This window comes from Ectobacillus sp. (assembly GCF_056992975.1).
The window spans coordinates 1-15,910 of the sequence record NZ_JBXKMX010000257.1 but is presented as its reverse complement, the minus strand read 5'-3'; the positions used below and the strand labels follow the sequence as shown (position 1 = coordinate 15,910).

General features: G+C 36.6%; 18 protein-coding genes. 13 read left to right on the top strand and 5 right to left on the bottom strand.

The window, feature by feature from the left end; translation table 11 throughout:
* Both AC11ZT_RS11855 and AC11ZT_RS11850 read left to right on the top strand, forming a co-directional pair.
* Positions 1-153, top strand: a 153-nt coding sequence (locus tag AC11ZT_RS11855; RefSeq protein WP_484059791.1) for a stage V sporulation protein AE, incomplete at its 5' end; no start/stop codon positions are given.
* Positions 128-1,603, top strand: coding sequence for a spore germination protein (locus tag AC11ZT_RS11850; RefSeq protein ID WP_484059790.1), 1,476 nt, complete (start codon positions 128-130; stop codon positions 1,601-1,603). The genes AC11ZT_RS11855 and AC11ZT_RS11850, both read left to right, overlap by 26 nt.
* Before the next feature lie 70 nt (positions 1,604-1,673).
* On the opposite strand, the gene AC11ZT_RS11845 is transcribed toward AC11ZT_RS11850, so the two are convergent.
* Positions 1,674-2,537, bottom strand: a complete 864-nt coding sequence (locus tag AC11ZT_RS11845) for a DUF1002 domain-containing protein (protein WP_484059789.1) — start codon at positions 2,535-2,537, stop codon at positions 1,674-1,676.
* 250 nt (positions 2,538-2,787) lie between these two features.
* On the opposite strand from AC11ZT_RS11845, the gene AC11ZT_RS11840 reads away from it, so the two are divergent.
* Together AC11ZT_RS11840 and AC11ZT_RS11835 are read left to right on the top strand one after the other, a co-directional pair.
* A complete protein-coding gene (locus tag AC11ZT_RS11840; RefSeq protein WP_484059788.1) occupies positions 2,788-3,222 on the top strand; it encodes a peptidylprolyl isomerase in 435 nt (144 codons plus the stop codon).
* Positions 3,223-3,683: 461 nt separating this feature from the next.
* A complete protein-coding gene (locus AC11ZT_RS11835; RefSeq protein ID WP_484059787.1) occupies positions 3,684-4,046 on the top strand; it encodes a GNAT family N-acetyltransferase in 363 nt (120 codons plus the stop codon).
* Positions 4,047-4,060: 14 nt separating this feature from the next.
* Here AC11ZT_RS11835 and AC11ZT_RS11830 read toward each other — a convergent pair whose 3' ends face one another.
* Positions 4,061-4,582, bottom strand: a complete 522-nt coding sequence (locus AC11ZT_RS11830; protein WP_484059786.1) for a DUF309 domain-containing protein — start codon at positions 4,580-4,582, stop codon at positions 4,061-4,063.
* Positions 4,583-4,805: 223 nt separating this feature from the next.
* On the opposite strand from AC11ZT_RS11830, the gene AC11ZT_RS11825 reads away from it, so the two are divergent.
* Genes AC11ZT_RS11825 through nagA form a run of 3 tightly spaced genes read left to right on the top strand, consistent with a single transcriptional unit; the run spans position 4,806 to position 7,322 of the window.
* Positions 4,806-5,570, top strand: coding sequence for a segregation/condensation protein A (locus AC11ZT_RS11825; RefSeq protein ID WP_484059785.1), 765 nt, complete (start codon positions 4,806-4,808; stop codon positions 5,568-5,570).
* Complete coding sequence (gene scpB / locus AC11ZT_RS11820) at positions 5,557-6,132, top strand: SMC-Scp complex subunit ScpB (RefSeq protein WP_484059784.1); 576 nt, start codon at positions 5,557-5,559, stop codon at positions 6,130-6,132. The genes AC11ZT_RS11825 and scpB overlap by 14 nt, the downstream gene beginning before the upstream one ends.
* Before the next feature lie 53 nt (positions 6,133-6,185).
* Complete coding sequence (gene nagA, locus AC11ZT_RS11815; RefSeq protein WP_484059783.1) at positions 6,186-7,322, top strand: N-acetylglucosamine-6-phosphate deacetylase; 1,137 nt, start codon at positions 6,186-6,188, stop codon at positions 7,320-7,322.
* 198 nt (positions 7,323-7,520) lie between these two features.
* Here the strand turns inward: nagA and AC11ZT_RS11810 are convergent, their stop codons facing one another.
* The gene (locus AC11ZT_RS11810) at positions 7,521-8,327 is read right to left on the bottom strand and encodes a Cof-type HAD-IIB family hydrolase (RefSeq protein WP_484059782.1); all 807 of its coding nucleotides are present in this window, start codon (positions 8,325-8,327) and stop codon (positions 7,521-7,523) included.
* 192 nt (positions 8,328-8,519) lie between these two features.
* Here AC11ZT_RS11810 and glcT point away from each other — a divergent pair, with 192 nt between their 5' ends.
* The 5 genes from glcT to AC11ZT_RS11785 all read left to right on the top strand — a co-directional run bounded on the left by glcT (position 8,520) and on the right by AC11ZT_RS11785 (position 14,410).
* Entirely contained in the window at positions 8,520-9,383 is an 864-nt protein-coding gene (glcT, locus tag AC11ZT_RS11805) for a glucose PTS transporter transcription antiterminator GlcT (RefSeq protein WP_484059781.1), read from the top strand.
* Between the two features lie 328 nt (positions 9,384-9,711).
* Entirely contained in the window at positions 9,712-11,763 is a 2,052-nt protein-coding gene (gene ptsG, locus AC11ZT_RS11800; RefSeq protein WP_484059780.1) for a glucose-specific PTS transporter subunit IIBC, read from the top strand.
* A gap of 131 nt (positions 11,764-11,894) precedes the next feature.
* Positions 11,895-12,158: a phosphocarrier protein HPr gene (locus AC11ZT_RS11795; RefSeq protein WP_484059779.1), complete on the top strand. Its 264-nt coding sequence runs from the start codon at positions 11,895-11,897 to the stop codon at positions 12,156-12,158.
* A complete protein-coding gene (gene ptsP / locus AC11ZT_RS11790; protein WP_484059778.1) occupies positions 12,158-13,870 on the top strand; it encodes a phosphoenolpyruvate--protein phosphotransferase in 1,713 nt (570 codons plus the stop codon). The genes AC11ZT_RS11795 and ptsP overlap by 1 nt, the downstream gene beginning before the upstream one ends.
* Before the next feature lie 237 nt (positions 13,871-14,107).
* Positions 14,108-14,410 carry an ArsR/SmtB family transcription factor gene (locus tag AC11ZT_RS11785; RefSeq protein WP_484059777.1) on the top strand — a complete coding sequence of 101 codons (303 nt, stop codon included), beginning with the start codon at positions 14,108-14,110 and terminating at the stop codon, positions 14,408-14,410.
* Positions 14,411-14,421: 11 nt separating this feature from the next.
* On the opposite strand, the gene AC11ZT_RS11780 is transcribed toward AC11ZT_RS11785, so the two are convergent.
* Both AC11ZT_RS11780 and AC11ZT_RS11775 read right to left on the bottom strand, forming a co-directional pair.
* On the bottom strand, positions 14,422-14,673 hold the full coding sequence (locus tag AC11ZT_RS11780; RefSeq protein ID WP_484059776.1) for a hypothetical protein: 252 nt from the start codon (positions 14,671-14,673) through the stop codon (positions 14,422-14,424).
* 192 nt (positions 14,674-14,865) lie between these two features.
* On the bottom strand, positions 14,866-15,084 hold the full coding sequence (locus tag AC11ZT_RS11775; RefSeq protein ID WP_484059775.1) for a hypothetical protein: 219 nt from the start codon (positions 15,082-15,084) through the stop codon (positions 14,866-14,868).
* Positions 15,085-15,276: 192 nt separating this feature from the next.
* Between AC11ZT_RS11775 and AC11ZT_RS11770 the strand changes: the two genes are divergently transcribed.
* On the top strand, positions 15,277-15,910 hold a 634-nt coding region (locus AC11ZT_RS11770), incomplete at its 3' end, for an NAD(P)-dependent oxidoreductase (protein ID WP_484059774.1).

Genomic DNA, 15,910 nt, shown 5'->3' with positions numbered 1-15,910 from the left:
TCGCTGCAAGTTCCCATTATCGTTGGGATAGGGGATATTGGAAAAATGTGCAGCAATGATGAAATAGCAAAAGGATCCCCTATAACCAAACAAGCAGTCGAACTCATTCTCGAAAGGAGTGGCTATTATGCAAAAAAAGGAACAACCTATTAAGATTCCCATTTCTTCGTTTCTTAGCGATAACGAAAATTATTTAAAGCAAACGGTAGGTCTAGGGGTTACCTTTGATGTTGGGATTCGCACATTTACTATACTACGTAAAAAAATTGCTATTACATTTGTAAATGGACTATGCGATAGCAATTATATTATTCATATTTTGGATGAACTTGTTGATTTGAATGAAGGAGACATCTATACAAACTCACCTATGCAACTTATTGAAAATCGCCTTATTCATCAACAGGTAAATAGAATTAAAACGATGGATGATGCCATTTTAAAAGTGCTTTCGGGTCTTATTGTTATATTTGTAGATGGGGAGACAGAAGCATTTGAGATAGATGTCAGAAGCTATCCAGGACGGACACCAACAGAGCCAGATACAGAAAAGGTAGTTCGAGGTGCTAGAGATGGTTTTGTAGAAAATATAATAGTGAATACAGCTCTTATTCGAAGACGCATACGAGATCCAAGACTTCGTAATGAAATTATTCGAGTAGGGGAACGATCGCAATCAGATATTTGTATTTCTTATATTCAAGATGTTGCCAATCTTGATTTAGTGAAAATCATAAAACAGGAGCTTCAGGCCATTGGAATAGATGGAATCACAATGTCAGATAAAACAATAGAGGAATTTCTTGTGCAGCAGCGTTTTAATCCCTTTCCACTCATTCGCTACACGGAGCGTCCTGATGTGGCAGCGAATCATCTATTAGAAGGACATGTTCTTGTTATTTGTGACACGTCCCCAAGTGTGATGATTACTCCAACTACATTTTTTCATCATGTACAGCATGCAGAAGAGTTTCGCCAAAATCCAGTAGTTGGAACGTTCCAAAGATGGGTTCGCTTTTTAGGAATTTTATTTTCCCTTTTTTTGCTCCCCTTTTGGCTCGTGTTCGTATTTGATCCAACACTATTACCGCCTCAGCTTGCCTTTATAGGACCGAATAAAGTGACTCATATACCGACATTTCTACAAATTATATTAGTTGAAATTGGCCTAGAATTTCTACGGATGGCGTCTATCCATACACCAACTGCACTTTCTACTTCATTAGGTCTAATTTCTGCGGTGTTAATTGGACAAATTGCCATTGAGGTAGGGCTGTTCGTTCCAGAAGTTATTTTGTATTCGGCAATCTCGGTTATTGGGGCATATGCAACGCCAAGCTACGAGCTTAGCTTGGCAAATAAAATTACGAAAATTCTCCTTATTTTATTCACAGCGTGGTTGCATGAAATTGGATTTATAGTAGGGGTAACATTCCTTATATTATTTCTTGCTTCCACAAGAAGTTTACAAACGCCATATTTATGGCCCTTTCTTCCGTTCGATGGGGGCGCATTAATGAAAATATTTATTCGACCAACTATTTCGAGTTTGAAAATAAGACCAAGTATTGTACGACCACAAAATCGTATTCGGCAAAAGTAGTCGGAGAAAAACAAAAAACGAGGTGAAATAGTTTCATCTCGTTTTTCGTATTCTGAATAGGATTTATCACTTATTTAAATAGGGATTTGATAAAATCAATAAAGCTAGAAAAAATGCCTTTTACTTGATCTAAAAATGTTTGACCTTGATTGGATTGTAAAAAAGAAGAAACTTGATTTTTCGCATTGTTTAATTGATTACCTACTTGATTCCAATCAATATTTAAATTTTTCATTTTATCAAATAAAGAAACAAGACTGTTTAGTTGCTCATCAGTTAGTTGAATCCCCATTTGATTCGCAATGTCTTTAATTAAAGTTCGCAAATCTTCCGTTGTTTTCGGTTGGTTTTGTGCAATCGATTCTTTAATTTTTGTCATAAGCTGAACCGCTTTGTCAGCACCAATTTGGTTCCCGAGGGTAGATGTAGTAACCATTTCCTGGTTTGCAACTTGCTTGACACCTTCAGGGATAGCTGTTTTGGCTGTTGTTTCGTAAGCTTTCATAATTCCTGTTAATGCAGCTGTTCCTGATACTGAAAAGGGCGCAGTAATGTATATGTTTGCATCCTTTACTCCAGCTGTTATTAGTGCATTCGTATACATGGCGTCTGTAATGCCAGAAATGTTATGTGTTTGTACAATAAGCCCGGATCCGGCTTTTGTATATGTGATTTTTGAAGAAGATATTGCCTTTGTACCAATTTGAGCGGCTGGTACATAGCTATCTAGATACTTATGTTCCTCTGCGTTTGAAACGGTAATAATTTGTACATTTTGTGGTGCTTTCATATCGCTCAGTACAGTTTGTTTTTGTTGGTCTGTTAAATTTTCTCCTAATGTAATAATTGTTTCTCCTTCAGTAGTGTCAGCATATGCAGAAAGTGGCATAAGTAACGTAAAGATGAGAAGAAACGCACTTAATTTCGTTTTCACGAAAATCGCTCCTTTACCTGTTAAAGAATTGTAGGGTAGTACAGTCATTATAGTACATTTTTATGATTTGTCATCCGTCTTTAGATTGATTTTGTAAAAGATTATGAGCATGTCTTATTTTTTTCATTGCGTTGTATTTTCTTTTTGTAGCATGATTATGGTATGATAAATCAGAATAAAAACGCTCTACTCTGTGAAACGCATAGGCGGAGAACATACCAAATAGTTGGAATAATGGGAGGTACATATAATGAAAAAGGGACATATTATTATGGAGAATGGACAAAAAATTGAAATTGAATTTTTTCCAAGTGAAGCACCTGGAACGGTAGCAAACTTTGAAAAATTAGCAAATGATGGATTTTATAATGGGGTAACCTTTCACAGAGTCATTCCTGGTTTTGTAAGTCAAGGCGGGGATCCAACTGGAACAGGTGCAGGTGGTCCCGGATATACTATTAAATGTGAAACGAAAGGAAACCCTCATCGTCACGTTGCTGGATCACTTTCTATGGCGCATGCTGGGAGAGATACAGGTGGTAGTCAATTTTTTATCGTTCATGAACCGCAACCGCATTTAGACGGCGTTCATACAGTATTTGGACAAGTTACAAGTGGTTTAGATACAGTTCTTGCAATGAAAAATGGGGATGTTATGAAAGAAGTAAAGGTTTGGGAAGAATAATTCTATAAGGTAAATAGAAAAAGGATGATGATTGAACATTGAGTATGGGTTTGCTTTGTTTGGTATCATCCTTTTTTTGTGTTTTGGATGGTTCTGAAAAATACCTTTAAGTGAAAGCGTTTGCTTATTTTAGCCCATATTCCATAATCAATTGAATTATACAAATTGGGAAAAACTAGCATGAATGAAAGTTATAAAATTTCCATTTTTAAATAGGATTACGGAACATTTCTTTAAATAAAAAGTATATAATAAGAAATGTAAGAAAGTGAATAACAAAGCCTAAATGCAGTAGTTTCTCACTGTTTCAAAGTTGTTGTAGAATAAAAATAATGCAACGGGGATCACTGCAAAGTAAAAAGGGTAAAGATAAGAAAAATTGTATTAGGTTAGTTTGTCTAGTAGCTGGGTTTTATTACTAGTTGAGGGAAAGCTTTTTCGATAAGAAGGGAAAATTTCTTATGTTGATTCGTTTCAAGAAAAATTATGAAAAAATTGCGATGGGTCTTCTGTCTTTTATGCCGACTGAAAAAGAAGTAAAAAAGTTGCAAGCAACTGTGAAACAATATGAAATGAACGAGGACTGGCAGCTTTACTTATGGAAAGAAGAGGAAGATGTTCTCGGGATTATTGGGACTTTAAAAAAAGAAGATGGGGTCGTGCACATTCAACATATATGTGTTACGCCATCGCATCGTCATGCAGGTATTGGTAAGAAAATGGTCACCGAATTGCGTTCTATGATGCCTGGAGTTACGGTTTGCGGCAATGAACTAACAAAACCATTTTGTGACAAATGCAATACTGACACGATTCATTTATAAAAAGAAAGCAGAGGTTACAGGCCCTGCTTTCTTTTTTTTATTTGCTTGTTTCGTTCTTCCATTACTTCCGTTCGATTTCGTAGCAAATGTTTGTTGATCAAAAATAAATTGGATAAATCACTTTTGCTATTCCATTCTAGACCAAGCTTTGTGCATTCTTGTATAAGGACTGATTCCAATAAAGAATCAGCAATAGGAAGTGTTATGCTTGTATAAGCTTTTTCTTCTTCCATTTGTCGAATGTTTTCTTGTAGGAGAACGAGAAGTGCTTCATCCTGTAACCCATATTGAATTATCGGTTTTCTATCATTCTTTAGAATAGTATGTGCATGACGTAGTAAACGAATTGCACCTCGCCGATTGTTGCGACGATAATGGTATTGGGCTACAGCTATTTGTATAAGAGCTACCCAAAAAGGCAGTCTTTTTGCAGGGGGCTCTTTTTTCCAATATTCCTCTAATATTTCATGACATTCAAAATAATCACGATCCGCATGAAAGTGTACTAGATATTGTATGTAAGCATCTGGATACATGATATCCGCTCCCTTTTCTCTATTGTAAGATGGACAAGCTGCACTTATTCAGCTAAACGAATAAGGTCGGCTTGTTTCTCCTCTTGCACTACAATCATGATATCATACACTATAATGGTTTATTGTGCGTATTGACTCAGCTTATTTTAATTAAAAAGGATTGGATAGACCTCGATCATGCTCTATACTTATACTGATATATGAATGGTTGGTGGGATGCTACTTGCAATACAATATTAAAATTGATGCGTTTGAAGGACCGTTAGATTTATTGCTACATTTAATTCATCGTTATGAAATTGATATATATGATATTCCTGTCGCTGAAATTACAGAGCAATATGTAGGTTATATCCATGCGATGAAGGAATTGCAATTGGATGTTGCTAGTGAATATTTAGTTATGGCAGCTACGCTATTAGCTATAAAAAGTAAAATGCTGTTGCCAAAACAAGAAGAAGAGTTTTTGGAAGAAGAAGATTGGGAAGAGGAGGATCCCCGTCAAGAGCTTATGGAACGGTTAATCGAGTATAAAAAGTATAAGCAGGCTGCATCTGATCTTAAAGAACGTGAACGTGAAAGAGCTCTTCTATACACGCGAGCTCCTGCTGATTTAAGTGATTTTATACATTCAGAGAGAGAAGAAAACTTGCCGAAAAATGTTACGCTATATGACATGCTTGCAGCTTTTCAAAAACTTATGCGTCGAAAAAAATTACAAAAGCCTGTTTCTACTACTATTTCCAGACAAGAAATTCCAATTGAAAAAAGGATAGAAGAGATTGTCTATCGGCTAGCAAAATCCAGTGGTAGATGCAGTTTTTTTGATTTGTTTGTGGAAGATAGTCGTGAATCTATTGTGGTTACGTTTTTAGCAATTTTGGAACTAATGAAAAAAAAGATGGTAACTGTTGAACAAGAACAGAACTTTGAAGAAATCTATGTTTGTAGTATCGGAGAAGGGGGAGCAACTATTGAATCAACATGAACAAAAGGGAGTTCTAGAAGGCTTGCTGTTTGTAAGCGGGGAGGAGGGGATTTATCCAGATCAAATTTCACAGGTATTGGGAATTACGATCGATCAAGTACGAATTCTTGTCGGGCAGCTAGTGGAAGAGTATGCATCTGTGAATCGGGGATTTACAATTGTACAATTTGCTAATGCATATCGTCTAACAACGAAACGAGAGCATGCTCATTTTTATGAAAAGCTAATTGAAACGCCATCTTCTAATTCGTTATCGCAAGCTGCTCTCGAGACATTGGCAATCGTTGCATATCGTCAGCCGATTACAAGAACAGAAATTGAGGAAATTCGCGGAGTAAAAACAGAAAAACCAATACAAACTCTTGTCTCAAGGCTTTTAATTAAGGAAATAGGGAGAGCAGAGGGTACGGGTCGTCCTATTTTATATGGTACAACGAAGGAGTTTATGGATTTATTTGGCCTTAAAACAATAGATGAGCTTCCACCTTTGCCGGAGGATTCAGATATTGTGGAAGAAGCCGATTTGTTTTTTGGAACGTTGAATGATTTTACGAAAGAGTAGAAGGGAATTCGCCTATTTTTTATGTAACCATAAGAAACGTGGGGGTGGATGTCATGGAATGGGTACTGCTGCACGCACAAATTTATACGGGAAATCAATACATTGCAGACGGCTACATTCGATTTGATAGGAGCATTAAAGAAGTTGGCGATATGAGCCAATTGGTACTTCGTCAACAGGAACAAATCTATAATGTTGATGGAAATATTGTGATCCCAGGCATGATAGATATTCATATACATGGCGGGTATGGAATAGATACAATGGATGCCAATCCTCAAACCCTCATAGAGCTTAGCAATAAATTATTAAGTGAAGGAGTTACGACTTTTTTCCCAACTACGATGACTCAATCTTGCGAGGTAATTATGCAAGCGCTACAATCTGTGAAAATAGCAAAAGAGTTAGGAGCGCATATCGGATTTATCCATTTAGAAGGACCGTTTCTTTCAAAGGCACGTGCCGGTGCGCAACAAATCTCTCATATGATGACTCCAGATGTACAAACCTTTGAAACTTTTCAACAATGCAGTGGAAATCTGATTAAGCTGGTTACGTATGCTCCTGAAGAGGAATGTAAAGAACTAGAAACGTTTTTCGAACAAAACGGGATAATAGGGAGTATTGGGCATTCGGATGCCTCCTATGAACAGCTTTCTGGAAAGAATATTCATCATGCTACCCATCTTTTTAATCAAATGAAGGGTATGCACCATCGCGAACCGGGGGCAGTTGGCCGCGCGCTTTTGGATCGGGATATCACTGTGGAAATGATTGTAGACGGTATTCATATTCATCCGGAAATGGTAAGGCTAGCTTACATTGTAAAAGGACCAGAAAAGGTGTGTATTATTACAGACGCAATGAAGGCTAAAGGGCTAAAGGATGGAATGTATGAGTTAGGAGGTCAACCCGTTCATGTACAAAACGGCATTGCTACATTAGAAAATGGGACGTTAGCAGGAAGTGTTTTAACGATGGACCAAGCATTTCGTAATATACTAACTTATACAGGCTGCACAATTGAAGAAGCGGTTAGAATGACATCCATTAATCAAGCAAAGGAGTTTGGGTTGCACAGTAAAGGAGTATTAGATGCGGGGAAGGATGCGGATATGGTTATATTATCTCCTCAATTAGAGGTGATAGATACAATCAGTCTTGGGGTTTTTAATGAATTACCAAATTAGAAAAGAGTTTGTTAAAAAAGGGATCCAATAAAAATTCACGTGCTTGGAAATAATGTATCAAGTAACTTTAAATTAGGTTACCACTAGATAAGGTAAGTAAAATCGTTAAGTGAAGAAAACATCCGTAAAAAGTTATCTGAAACACAAGCCTGATATTATACTAAGAGGCTTATGTTTCGGAATTATAATAAAGGAAAATTATAGACGAAGGGACAATTGCTTATTTAAAGCTTTTACTTCATCTACAGCTTCTTTTACATTTTTGACAATATAGTTGGCGCTTTTTTTTACTTCTTCATCAGCTTGTTCAACAGCAAAACTGTAAGGTGTTAAAGCAAACATGGGTATATCATTGTATGAATCGCCAACACAAGCAATTTCATTTGGTTTAATTTGATGCTTCTGCAATAATAATTCTAGTGCTGCCCCTTTGTTTATATTATGGGGAACAACATCTAGACAATTTGTAGCAGAGAGAAATGTGCTTACATATCCACTCAATTTGTTCTGTAATTTTGTTTGGAGGTCTAGAAGTTCATCGGTTCTTCCTCCAACCGAAATCTTGTTTGGAAAGAGTGTTTTACCAAGTTTATACTTCAAATTTGGAATTTCGATGGAAGTCATCGCCGCTTGTTTTTCTAATTGTAGAACCTCTTGCGTTTTGTTTTCAATATAATAATGATGTTCATCACTCACATAACGTATGAATCGACTGCTTGTCGTCATGTCAACCAACTGCTGTAATATAGAAGAATCAAAACTAGCAGAAAATAATTGCTTATTTTCATTTGTATAAATAAAAACACCGTTTACGCTTATACGATGAAAATGTGAACCTATTTTTTCCATTAAGGAAACAATTTCGTAATCTAGCCGACCGGATGCAAAGCAAAGCATAATAGTCTCCTTGTCTAAAGATTGCAGAGCGGCTATGTCCTCTTGCTCAATAAATCCACCGGATTGCATGAGTGTACCATCAATATCACTGACAAACATTTTGATCATGTGCTTTCTCCTTTTCACGCATATAAGGGTTTGTTCATTGTATCATACCGAGTATAGTTTTATTATAGTGATGTATAATTGCTCTGTCTAAAATATTATATTTAACGTTAGTGATTGATTTTGATTGACGCTCTATTACTTTATTCTGTAACATAAATCACTACAGGTTTCATTAGAAAGGGGTGAAAGCGCATGCATGACCTTATAATAAAGAAGATTTTAAATAACAATGTTATCATTGCTTCTCATCCAGAGCATGAAGAAGTAGTTGTAATTGCAAAAGGAATTGGATTCGGTAGAAGAGTAAATGAACTGTTACCAGAAGATCGTGCAGAAAAAATGTTTGTATTGACAAATGAACGTGAAAGAGAACAATATAAAATGCTTATTCCTCATGTTAGTGAAAAACTTATTGAAATCATGAATGATGTAATGATACTTATTCAAGAAAAGATTGCAGCCCCTCTAGATGAGCACATTCATATCGCACTTACTGATCACATTGCATTTGCTATTCGGAGATTAAAGCAAGGATTTGCTATTGAAAATCCATTTTTATTAGAAACGAAAGCGCTATATCCGAAAGAGTATAACATTGCTTGTGAAGTATTAAATTTAATTAATACACGTCTTCAAATTAAACTACCCGAAGGAGAAATTGGATTTATTGCCTTGCATATTTATAGTTCAGTAACTGATTCTGAACTTTCATCCGTTAATCAAAATTCTCTCCTTATCGCAGATCTCGTTACGTTAATTGAAGAACATTTAGATTTAGAACTAGATAAAGAAAGCATCCATTACTTACGACTCGTTCGTCATCTGAACTATGCTATTGAGCGGGTAAGAAGTGGAGAGAAAGTAGACGAACCAAGTAGGTTTGCTGAAATATTAAAGGAAGAATACCCAACCGCATATAACTTAGCGTGGAAACAAATTAAGGTAATGCAAAATAGACTACAAAAGCCCGTGTATAATGCAGAAATTGTGTACTTAACGATGCACCTGCAGCGACTCGTTCAGAGCAAACAAGATGAGTCAGAATTATCTAAATAAGTCTAAATTGAAAACGATTTATAAAATAGTTGAATCGCTTACATCCGCTGTGTATAATAACGGTATAGAAAGTTCTTCACTTTCGACGAGCTTAGCATAACGGAAAAAGAAACCGCTTGCTTAGCAGTACAAGTTGAATAGTGCACTTATATATTTACGATTCGACACGTGTTACTGATTCGATCAGGCATGAGTGTTGAAGAGGTAAGAATGATAGCAAGATTAAGGGTTATACTACCCTTAAATGGCTATTTTTCATCTCTTCCACTCATGTCTTTTTGCATTTGTCGAAAGAAAGAATGAAACTAAAAAAGGAGGAATATTTCAAATGTTTAAAAAACTATTTGGTGTGCTTCAAAAAGTTGGTAAAGCTTTAATGCTTCCAGTCGCGATCTTACCAGCTGCAGGGTTATTGCTTGCATTTGGTAATGCATTTCAAAACCCGGCACTTACAGATCGAATTCCAGCTTTGAAGGTAGATTGGTTTACATTAGTAGCAAAGGTTATGGAACAATCTGGTAGTGTTGTTTTCTCGAACCTCTCATTATTATTTGCAGTCGGGGTTGCAGTTGGATTAGCAGGAGGAGAAGGCGTAGCTGCACTTGCTGCATTAGTAGGTTACCTTATCATGAATCAAACGATGAGCGTGGCACTAAATGTTGGAGCTAAGGTTGCTCTCCTAAGCGACAAAATGCCATTGAATTTCGGATTTAAAGATCCAGCCTATGCGTATGTTTTAGGTATTCCAACCTTACAGACCGGGGTATTCGGTGGTATTATAGTCGGTATTCTTGCAGCATATTGTTACAATAAATACTTTAATATAAATTTACCAACTTATTTAGGATTCTTTGCAGGGAAGCGTTTCGTTCCTATCGCAACTGCAGCATTCGCACTAATTCTTGGATTAGTAATGTGCTTTGTATGGCCGCCAATCCAATATGGATTAAATTCATTCTCACATAACATGATTGATGCAAACAGAACACTAGCAGCATTTGTATTCGGTGTTATTGAACGTTCGTTAATTCCATTTGGATTACATCATATTTTCTATGCTCCGTTCTGGTTTGAATTTGGTTCTTATACAGATAAATTAGGTAACATCGTACACGGTGACCAAAAAATCTTCTTTGCTCAAATTAAAGATGGTGCTCCATTAACAGCTGGTACGTTCATGACAGGTAAATTCCCATTCATGATGTTTGGTCTTCCAGCAGCGGCACTTGCTATGTATCATGAAGCTCGTCCTGAAAACAAAGTATATGCTGCTGGTATCCTTGGTTCCGCTGCATTAACATCTTTCTTAACAGGTATTACAGAGCCAATCGAATTTTCATTCTTATTCGTTGCACCAGTATTATTTGGAGTACATGCTATCTTTGCAGGTCTTTCTTTCATGACCATGCAGCTTTTAAACGTAAAAATTGGGATGACATTCTCAGGTGGTTTAATTGACTTCTTGCTATTCGGTGTTCTTCCTGGCCGTACAGCATGGTGGTGGGTCATTGTTGTAGGTTTAGTATTCGCAGTAATTTATTACTTTGGATTCCGCTTTATTATTCGTAAATTCGATCTTAAAACGCCAGGTCGTGAAGATGCGGAACAACAATCTCAAGGTGGAACTGCAGAAGCTGGAGAACTTCCACGTGAAATTATTGCAGCACTAGGTGGAAAAGAAAACATTGCTCATTTAGATGCATGTATCACACGTTTACGTGTACAAGTGAACGAACAACAACAAGTTGATAAAGACCGTTTGAAAAAATTAGGTGCTGCAGGTGTACTTGAAGTAGGTAATAACATTCAAGCTATTTTTGGCCCTAAATCAGATATGATTAAAACGCAAATGCAAGATGTTATGATGGGACGTACGCCTCAAATAGTGAAGGAAGCTGCTCCTACTAAAACGGTGAATACGAAAGTAGTTGAAGAAATTATTTCTCCTATGCATGGGAAACTACTTCCAATTACAGAAGTGCCGGACCAAGTATTCTCAGGAAAAATGATGGGCGATGGATTCGCGATTGAACCGACTGAAGGTACAATTGTTTCTCCAGTAAACGGTGAAATCGTAAATGTTTTCCCTACAAAGCATGCAATTGGTATTCTTTCTGAAGGTGGAAAAGAAATCTTAATCCACATTGGTATCGATACAGTGAAATTGAATGGGGAAGGCTTTGAAATTCTCGTAGCACAAGGTGATAAAGTAACACAAGGCCAAGCATTATTGAAAGTAGATCTTGATTTCGTTAAGAAAAATGCGCCTTCTATCATTTCACCAGTTGTCTTTACTAATTTACAAGAAGGACAACAAGTTATTCTTAAAAAGCAAGGTTCTGTAGTAAAAGGTGAAAAAGGTGCCATAACAATTCAATAATACGACTTAAAATGTTCATAATATAGAATGGGTAAGGTAGTTGACGCTATCTTACCCATTCTATACAATGTTTTACGTGTAGTACGTATGTCTATACAAAATACTATTCATTGTTAAAGGGGACTACGATTATGGAAAAATTATTTAAAGTAACGAGCCAATCAGGAATTCATGCTCGTCCAGCTACTTTGTTAGTAAATGCAGCTAGTAAATTTAACTCTGAAATAAATTTAGCATATTCTGGTAAAACCGTGAACTTGAAATCGATTATGGGTGTAATGTCTTTGGGTATTCAAGAAGGTTCAGAAATTAAAATTACTGCAAATGGTGATGATGCGGATCAAGCACTAGCAGCAATTGAAGAAACAATGAAAAAAGAAGGTCTAGGAGAATAATGGCTCTAACAATTAAAGGGATTGCCGCATCAAGCGGAATTGCAATTGCTAAAGCGTTCCGTTTAGAAAATCCTGATCTTACTATTGAAAGAAAAGTTATTTCTGATGCAGATAGTGAAATCGCTCGTTTGGATGCAGCTCTTGCTAAGTCCAAAGATGAACTTACTTCTATTAAGGATGTTGCATTAAAAGAACTAGGTGCCGATAAAGCCGCTATCTTTGAAGCGCATTTGTTAGTACTAAATGATCCTGAACTTGTTAATCCTGTCAAAGATAAGATTTCGAATGAAGGAACAAACGCTGAGTTTGCAATGAATGAAGTAGCTACCATGTTCGTTAGTCTATTTGAAGGAATGGATAATGAATATATGAAAGAACGGGCTGCTGATATTCGTGACGTAACAAAACGTGTACTTGCACATTTACTAGGTGTTCAATTCTCCAATCCTAGTACGATTTCTGAAGAAGTGATTATCATCGCAGAAGATTTAACACCCTCTGACACAGCACAACTTAATCGTAAGTATGCACTAGGGTTCACTACTAATATTGGTGGTCGTACATCTCACTCTGCAATTATGGCTCGTTCTCTTGAAATTCCTGCTGTTGTTGGTTCAAAAATAGTTATGGAGGAAATTCAAAACGGTGATTTAGTCATTGTTGATGGTTTAGACGGCGAAGTAATCGTTAATCCTTCTGAAGACATTCTTCGTTCTTATCAAGAAAAGAAGGAAAAGTTTGAAGAACAAAAAACTGTTTGGGCACAGCTAAAGGATGAGCCTACTTATACAAGTGATGGCCACCAAGTTGAACTTGTTGCAAACATTGGTACTCCGAAAGATGTAGTTGGCGTGAAAAATAATGGTGGTGAAGGCGTCGGCTTGTATCGTACTGAATTTTTGTATATGGGACGTGACTCTTTCCCTACAGAAGATGAGCAATTTGAAGCATATAAAACAGTATTAGAAAATATGGAGGGAAAACCTGTAGTCGTTCGTACACTTGATATCGGCGGTGACAAGGAACTTTCTTATTTACAATTGCCGAAGGAAATGAATCCATTTTTGGGATACCGTGCAATTCGTCTTTGTTTAGATGATCAAGCTATTTTCCGTACACAGCTTCGTGCCTTGCTTCGTGCTAGTGTCTATGGTAACTTAAAAATTATGTTCCCAATGATTGCGACATTAGATGAATTCCGCCAAGCAAAGAGCGTATTATTGGAAGAAAAAGCGAAACTTATTGCAGAAGGTGTATCGGTTTCTGAAACAATCGAAATTGGTATGATGGTTGAAATTCCTGCATCAGCAGTTCTTGCTGATCAATTTGCTAAGGAAGTGGATTTCTTCTCTGTTGGAACAAATGATTTAATTCAATACACCATGGCAGCAGATCGTATGAATGAACAAGTATCTTATTTGTATCAACCATACAATCCGTCTATTTTACGCCTTGTGAAAATGGTCATTGATGCAGCACACAAAGAAGGAAAATGGGCTGGTATGTGTGGTGAAATGGCTGGAGATGCCCTTGCCATTCCGTTATTAATTGGATTAGGATTAGACGAATTTAGTATGAGTGCAACATCTGTATTGCCTGCCCGTACTCAAATTCGTAAACTTTCAAAAACAGCAATGGAAGAACTTGCAACAAAGGCGCTTACTATGTCTACAGCTAGTGAAGTTGTCGAACTTGTGAAATCCATTTCATAAAAGAAAAAGCTAGCTAGAGCTAGCTTTTTCTTTTGTCCTCATTTTTAAATTTTGTCTATTTGTGTAAATGGCTTTTTCCCGAATACCTATTACAAAGCTTTAGAAAAACGGAAAAGGCTAAGTGGGGGACGAAGAAAACCCCCACTAATAGAAGTTTCACTGATAAAAACTTGACATTTTATATTCTTTTTTATATGATTCGTTCATAAGTTTAAGCGAACGAAAGGATGGGGTTAAATGGGGCAAACAGCCATTGATACATTTCGAGCGTGTATTCCACTTTTTCAAGCATTGAGTGATCCAGCACGTCAAGATATAATTTTATTGCTAGCTGAACATGAGGCATTAACTGTTAATGAAATAACAGAGAATGCTACATTGTCTCGTCCTGCTATATCTCACCATTTAAAGATACTACGGGATAATCATCTCGTCTCGATTAAGCAACGAGGAACTCAGCGATACTATTCTCTTGAAATACAGGAATCTGTCCAGATGTTAAAAACATTAATAGCTACCGTTGAAGAAACATGTATATGAGCTTACATGTTTTATACTATGATAGCAGCTACATCTTCTAGACGAATCCGTAATAATCCTGGTTTCGGGATTGAGCCGCCAGAAAATAATGCAATGTGTCCAGTCATCCCTTCGTATTGCACCATACTAAAAGACTTGTGAACATTTCGTATGAAAATTTGCGTGATGATACTTCCAGGCGACAATCCATCTAGCAATTCTTCCTGCTCATGTTCAACGGGATGATTTATGTTATAGTCTTCATATCGGTTCGTCCAAAACATTGCTTATCTCTCCTCTATTTATATAGTTGTAAATTCCGAATAAACTTAGAAAGGGTAAGTGAGGGATAATAGTAATTTCCAGATTAGCTCTAATTTCGTTACTTTTACTGTATTCAAAACAAGGTATGGTTTGAATAGGCATTTTGCGGAGAATACAAAATAAACAGGTATCTATATGAAATAGATGCCTGTTTACTTTTCTTTCGTTTTATAATATACGATAAAATAAACCGGTATAGCTAAAAGAAATGGGAGAAGTGAATGTAGAATTCGTTCTACTACTCCATTCTGAAGGAGCGGCTCTTTTGCTAATTGTAATATGGAGATATTGAATATATCCCCTGTTAAGTAAAGAAGCAAAACGGTTACAAGATAGCAGAGCACCGCCATAAAGCTTCCATGTACTTTCAAACATACTCCTCCATCTATCTATAGTTTGTATTTATTATAGCATAAGTGTAGCAAAAAATACATGATATATCTGAATGAATCGACTAAGCCATTTTTCTCATTGTTATAGTATCGATTTAAGAAGATATTTTGTTATACTATTAGAAATAGTATAACAATAGGTAAAATGTTTTAAAAAGGAGAGACTATTATATGAATGAATCGAAAGTTGTAGGATTTATTGGAACGGGAGTTATGGGAAAAAGTATGGTCCGCCATTTACTACAAGGTGGTTATTCTGTTTATATATACAACCGTACGAAAGCAAAGGCTGTTGATTTAATAGAAGAAGGAGCTATTTGGGAAGAGAGTCCTCGAGAAATCGCAAAAAAGGCAAGTGTTGTAATGACAATGGTTGGCTATCCTTATGATGTGGAGGAAGTCTATCTTGGTGAAGAAGGTCTCATAGCGAATGCAAAGGAAGGAACTATATTTATCGATTTTACTACTTCAACTCCGACACTTGCGAAGCGTATCTATGAAGAAACGAAGAAAAGAAATATGCATAGTATTGATGCACCAGTCTCTGGTGGGGATATTGGTGCAAAGGAAGCGAAACTTGCTATTATGGTTGGCGGGGATGAGGAAGTTTTTCAGGCTTGTTTGCCTATGTTAAACTTGCTAGGAAAAAATATTATATTGCAAGGTCCTGCAGGGAGCGGTCAGCATACAAAAATGTGTAACCAAATTGCTATAGCCTCCAACATGATTGGGGTATGTGAAGCAATCGCATATGCTCAAAAGTCCGGACTTGAACCGAAAAGGGTTTTAGAGAGTATTGCGTCAG

Bases quoted from the DNA above. Each gene is read 5' to 3' on its own strand.
- AC11ZT_RS11850 (WP_484059790.1), top strand. From the start codon at position 128: ATGCAAAAAAAGGAACAACCTATTAAGATTCCCATTTCTTCGTTTCTT.
- AC11ZT_RS11840 (WP_484059788.1), top strand. From the start codon at position 2,788: ATGAAAAAGGGACATATTATTATGGAGAATGGACAAAAAATTGAAATT.
- AC11ZT_RS11835 (WP_484059787.1), top strand. From the start codon at position 3,684: ATGTTGATTCGTTTCAAGAAAAATTATGAAAAAATTGCGATGGGTCTT.
- AC11ZT_RS11830 (WP_484059786.1), bottom strand. From the start codon at position 4,582: ATGTATCCAGATGCTTACATACAATATCTAGTACACTTTCATGCGGAT.
- nagA (WP_484059783.1), top strand. From the start codon at position 6,186: ATGGAATGGGTACTGCTGCACGCACAAATTTATACGGGAAATCAATAC.
- AC11ZT_RS11810 (WP_484059782.1), bottom strand. From the start codon at position 8,327: ATGATCAAAATGTTTGTCAGTGATATTGATGGTACACTCATGCAATCC.
- glcT (WP_484059781.1), top strand. From the start codon at position 8,520: ATGCATGACCTTATAATAAAGAAGATTTTAAATAACAATGTTATCATT.
- ptsG (WP_484059780.1), top strand. From the start codon at position 9,712: ATGTTTAAAAAACTATTTGGTGTGCTTCAAAAAGTTGGTAAAGCTTTA.
- AC11ZT_RS11795 (WP_484059779.1), top strand. From the start codon at position 11,895: ATGGAAAAATTATTTAAAGTAACGAGCCAATCAGGAATTCATGCTCGT.
- ptsP (WP_484059778.1), top strand. From the start codon at position 12,158: ATGGCTCTAACAATTAAAGGGATTGCCGCATCAAGCGGAATTGCAATT.
- AC11ZT_RS11785 (WP_484059777.1), top strand. From the start codon at position 14,108: ATGGGGCAAACAGCCATTGATACATTTCGAGCGTGTATTCCACTTTTT.
- AC11ZT_RS11780 (WP_484059776.1), bottom strand. From the start codon at position 14,673: ATGTTTTGGACGAACCGATATGAAGACTATAACATAAATCATCCCGTT.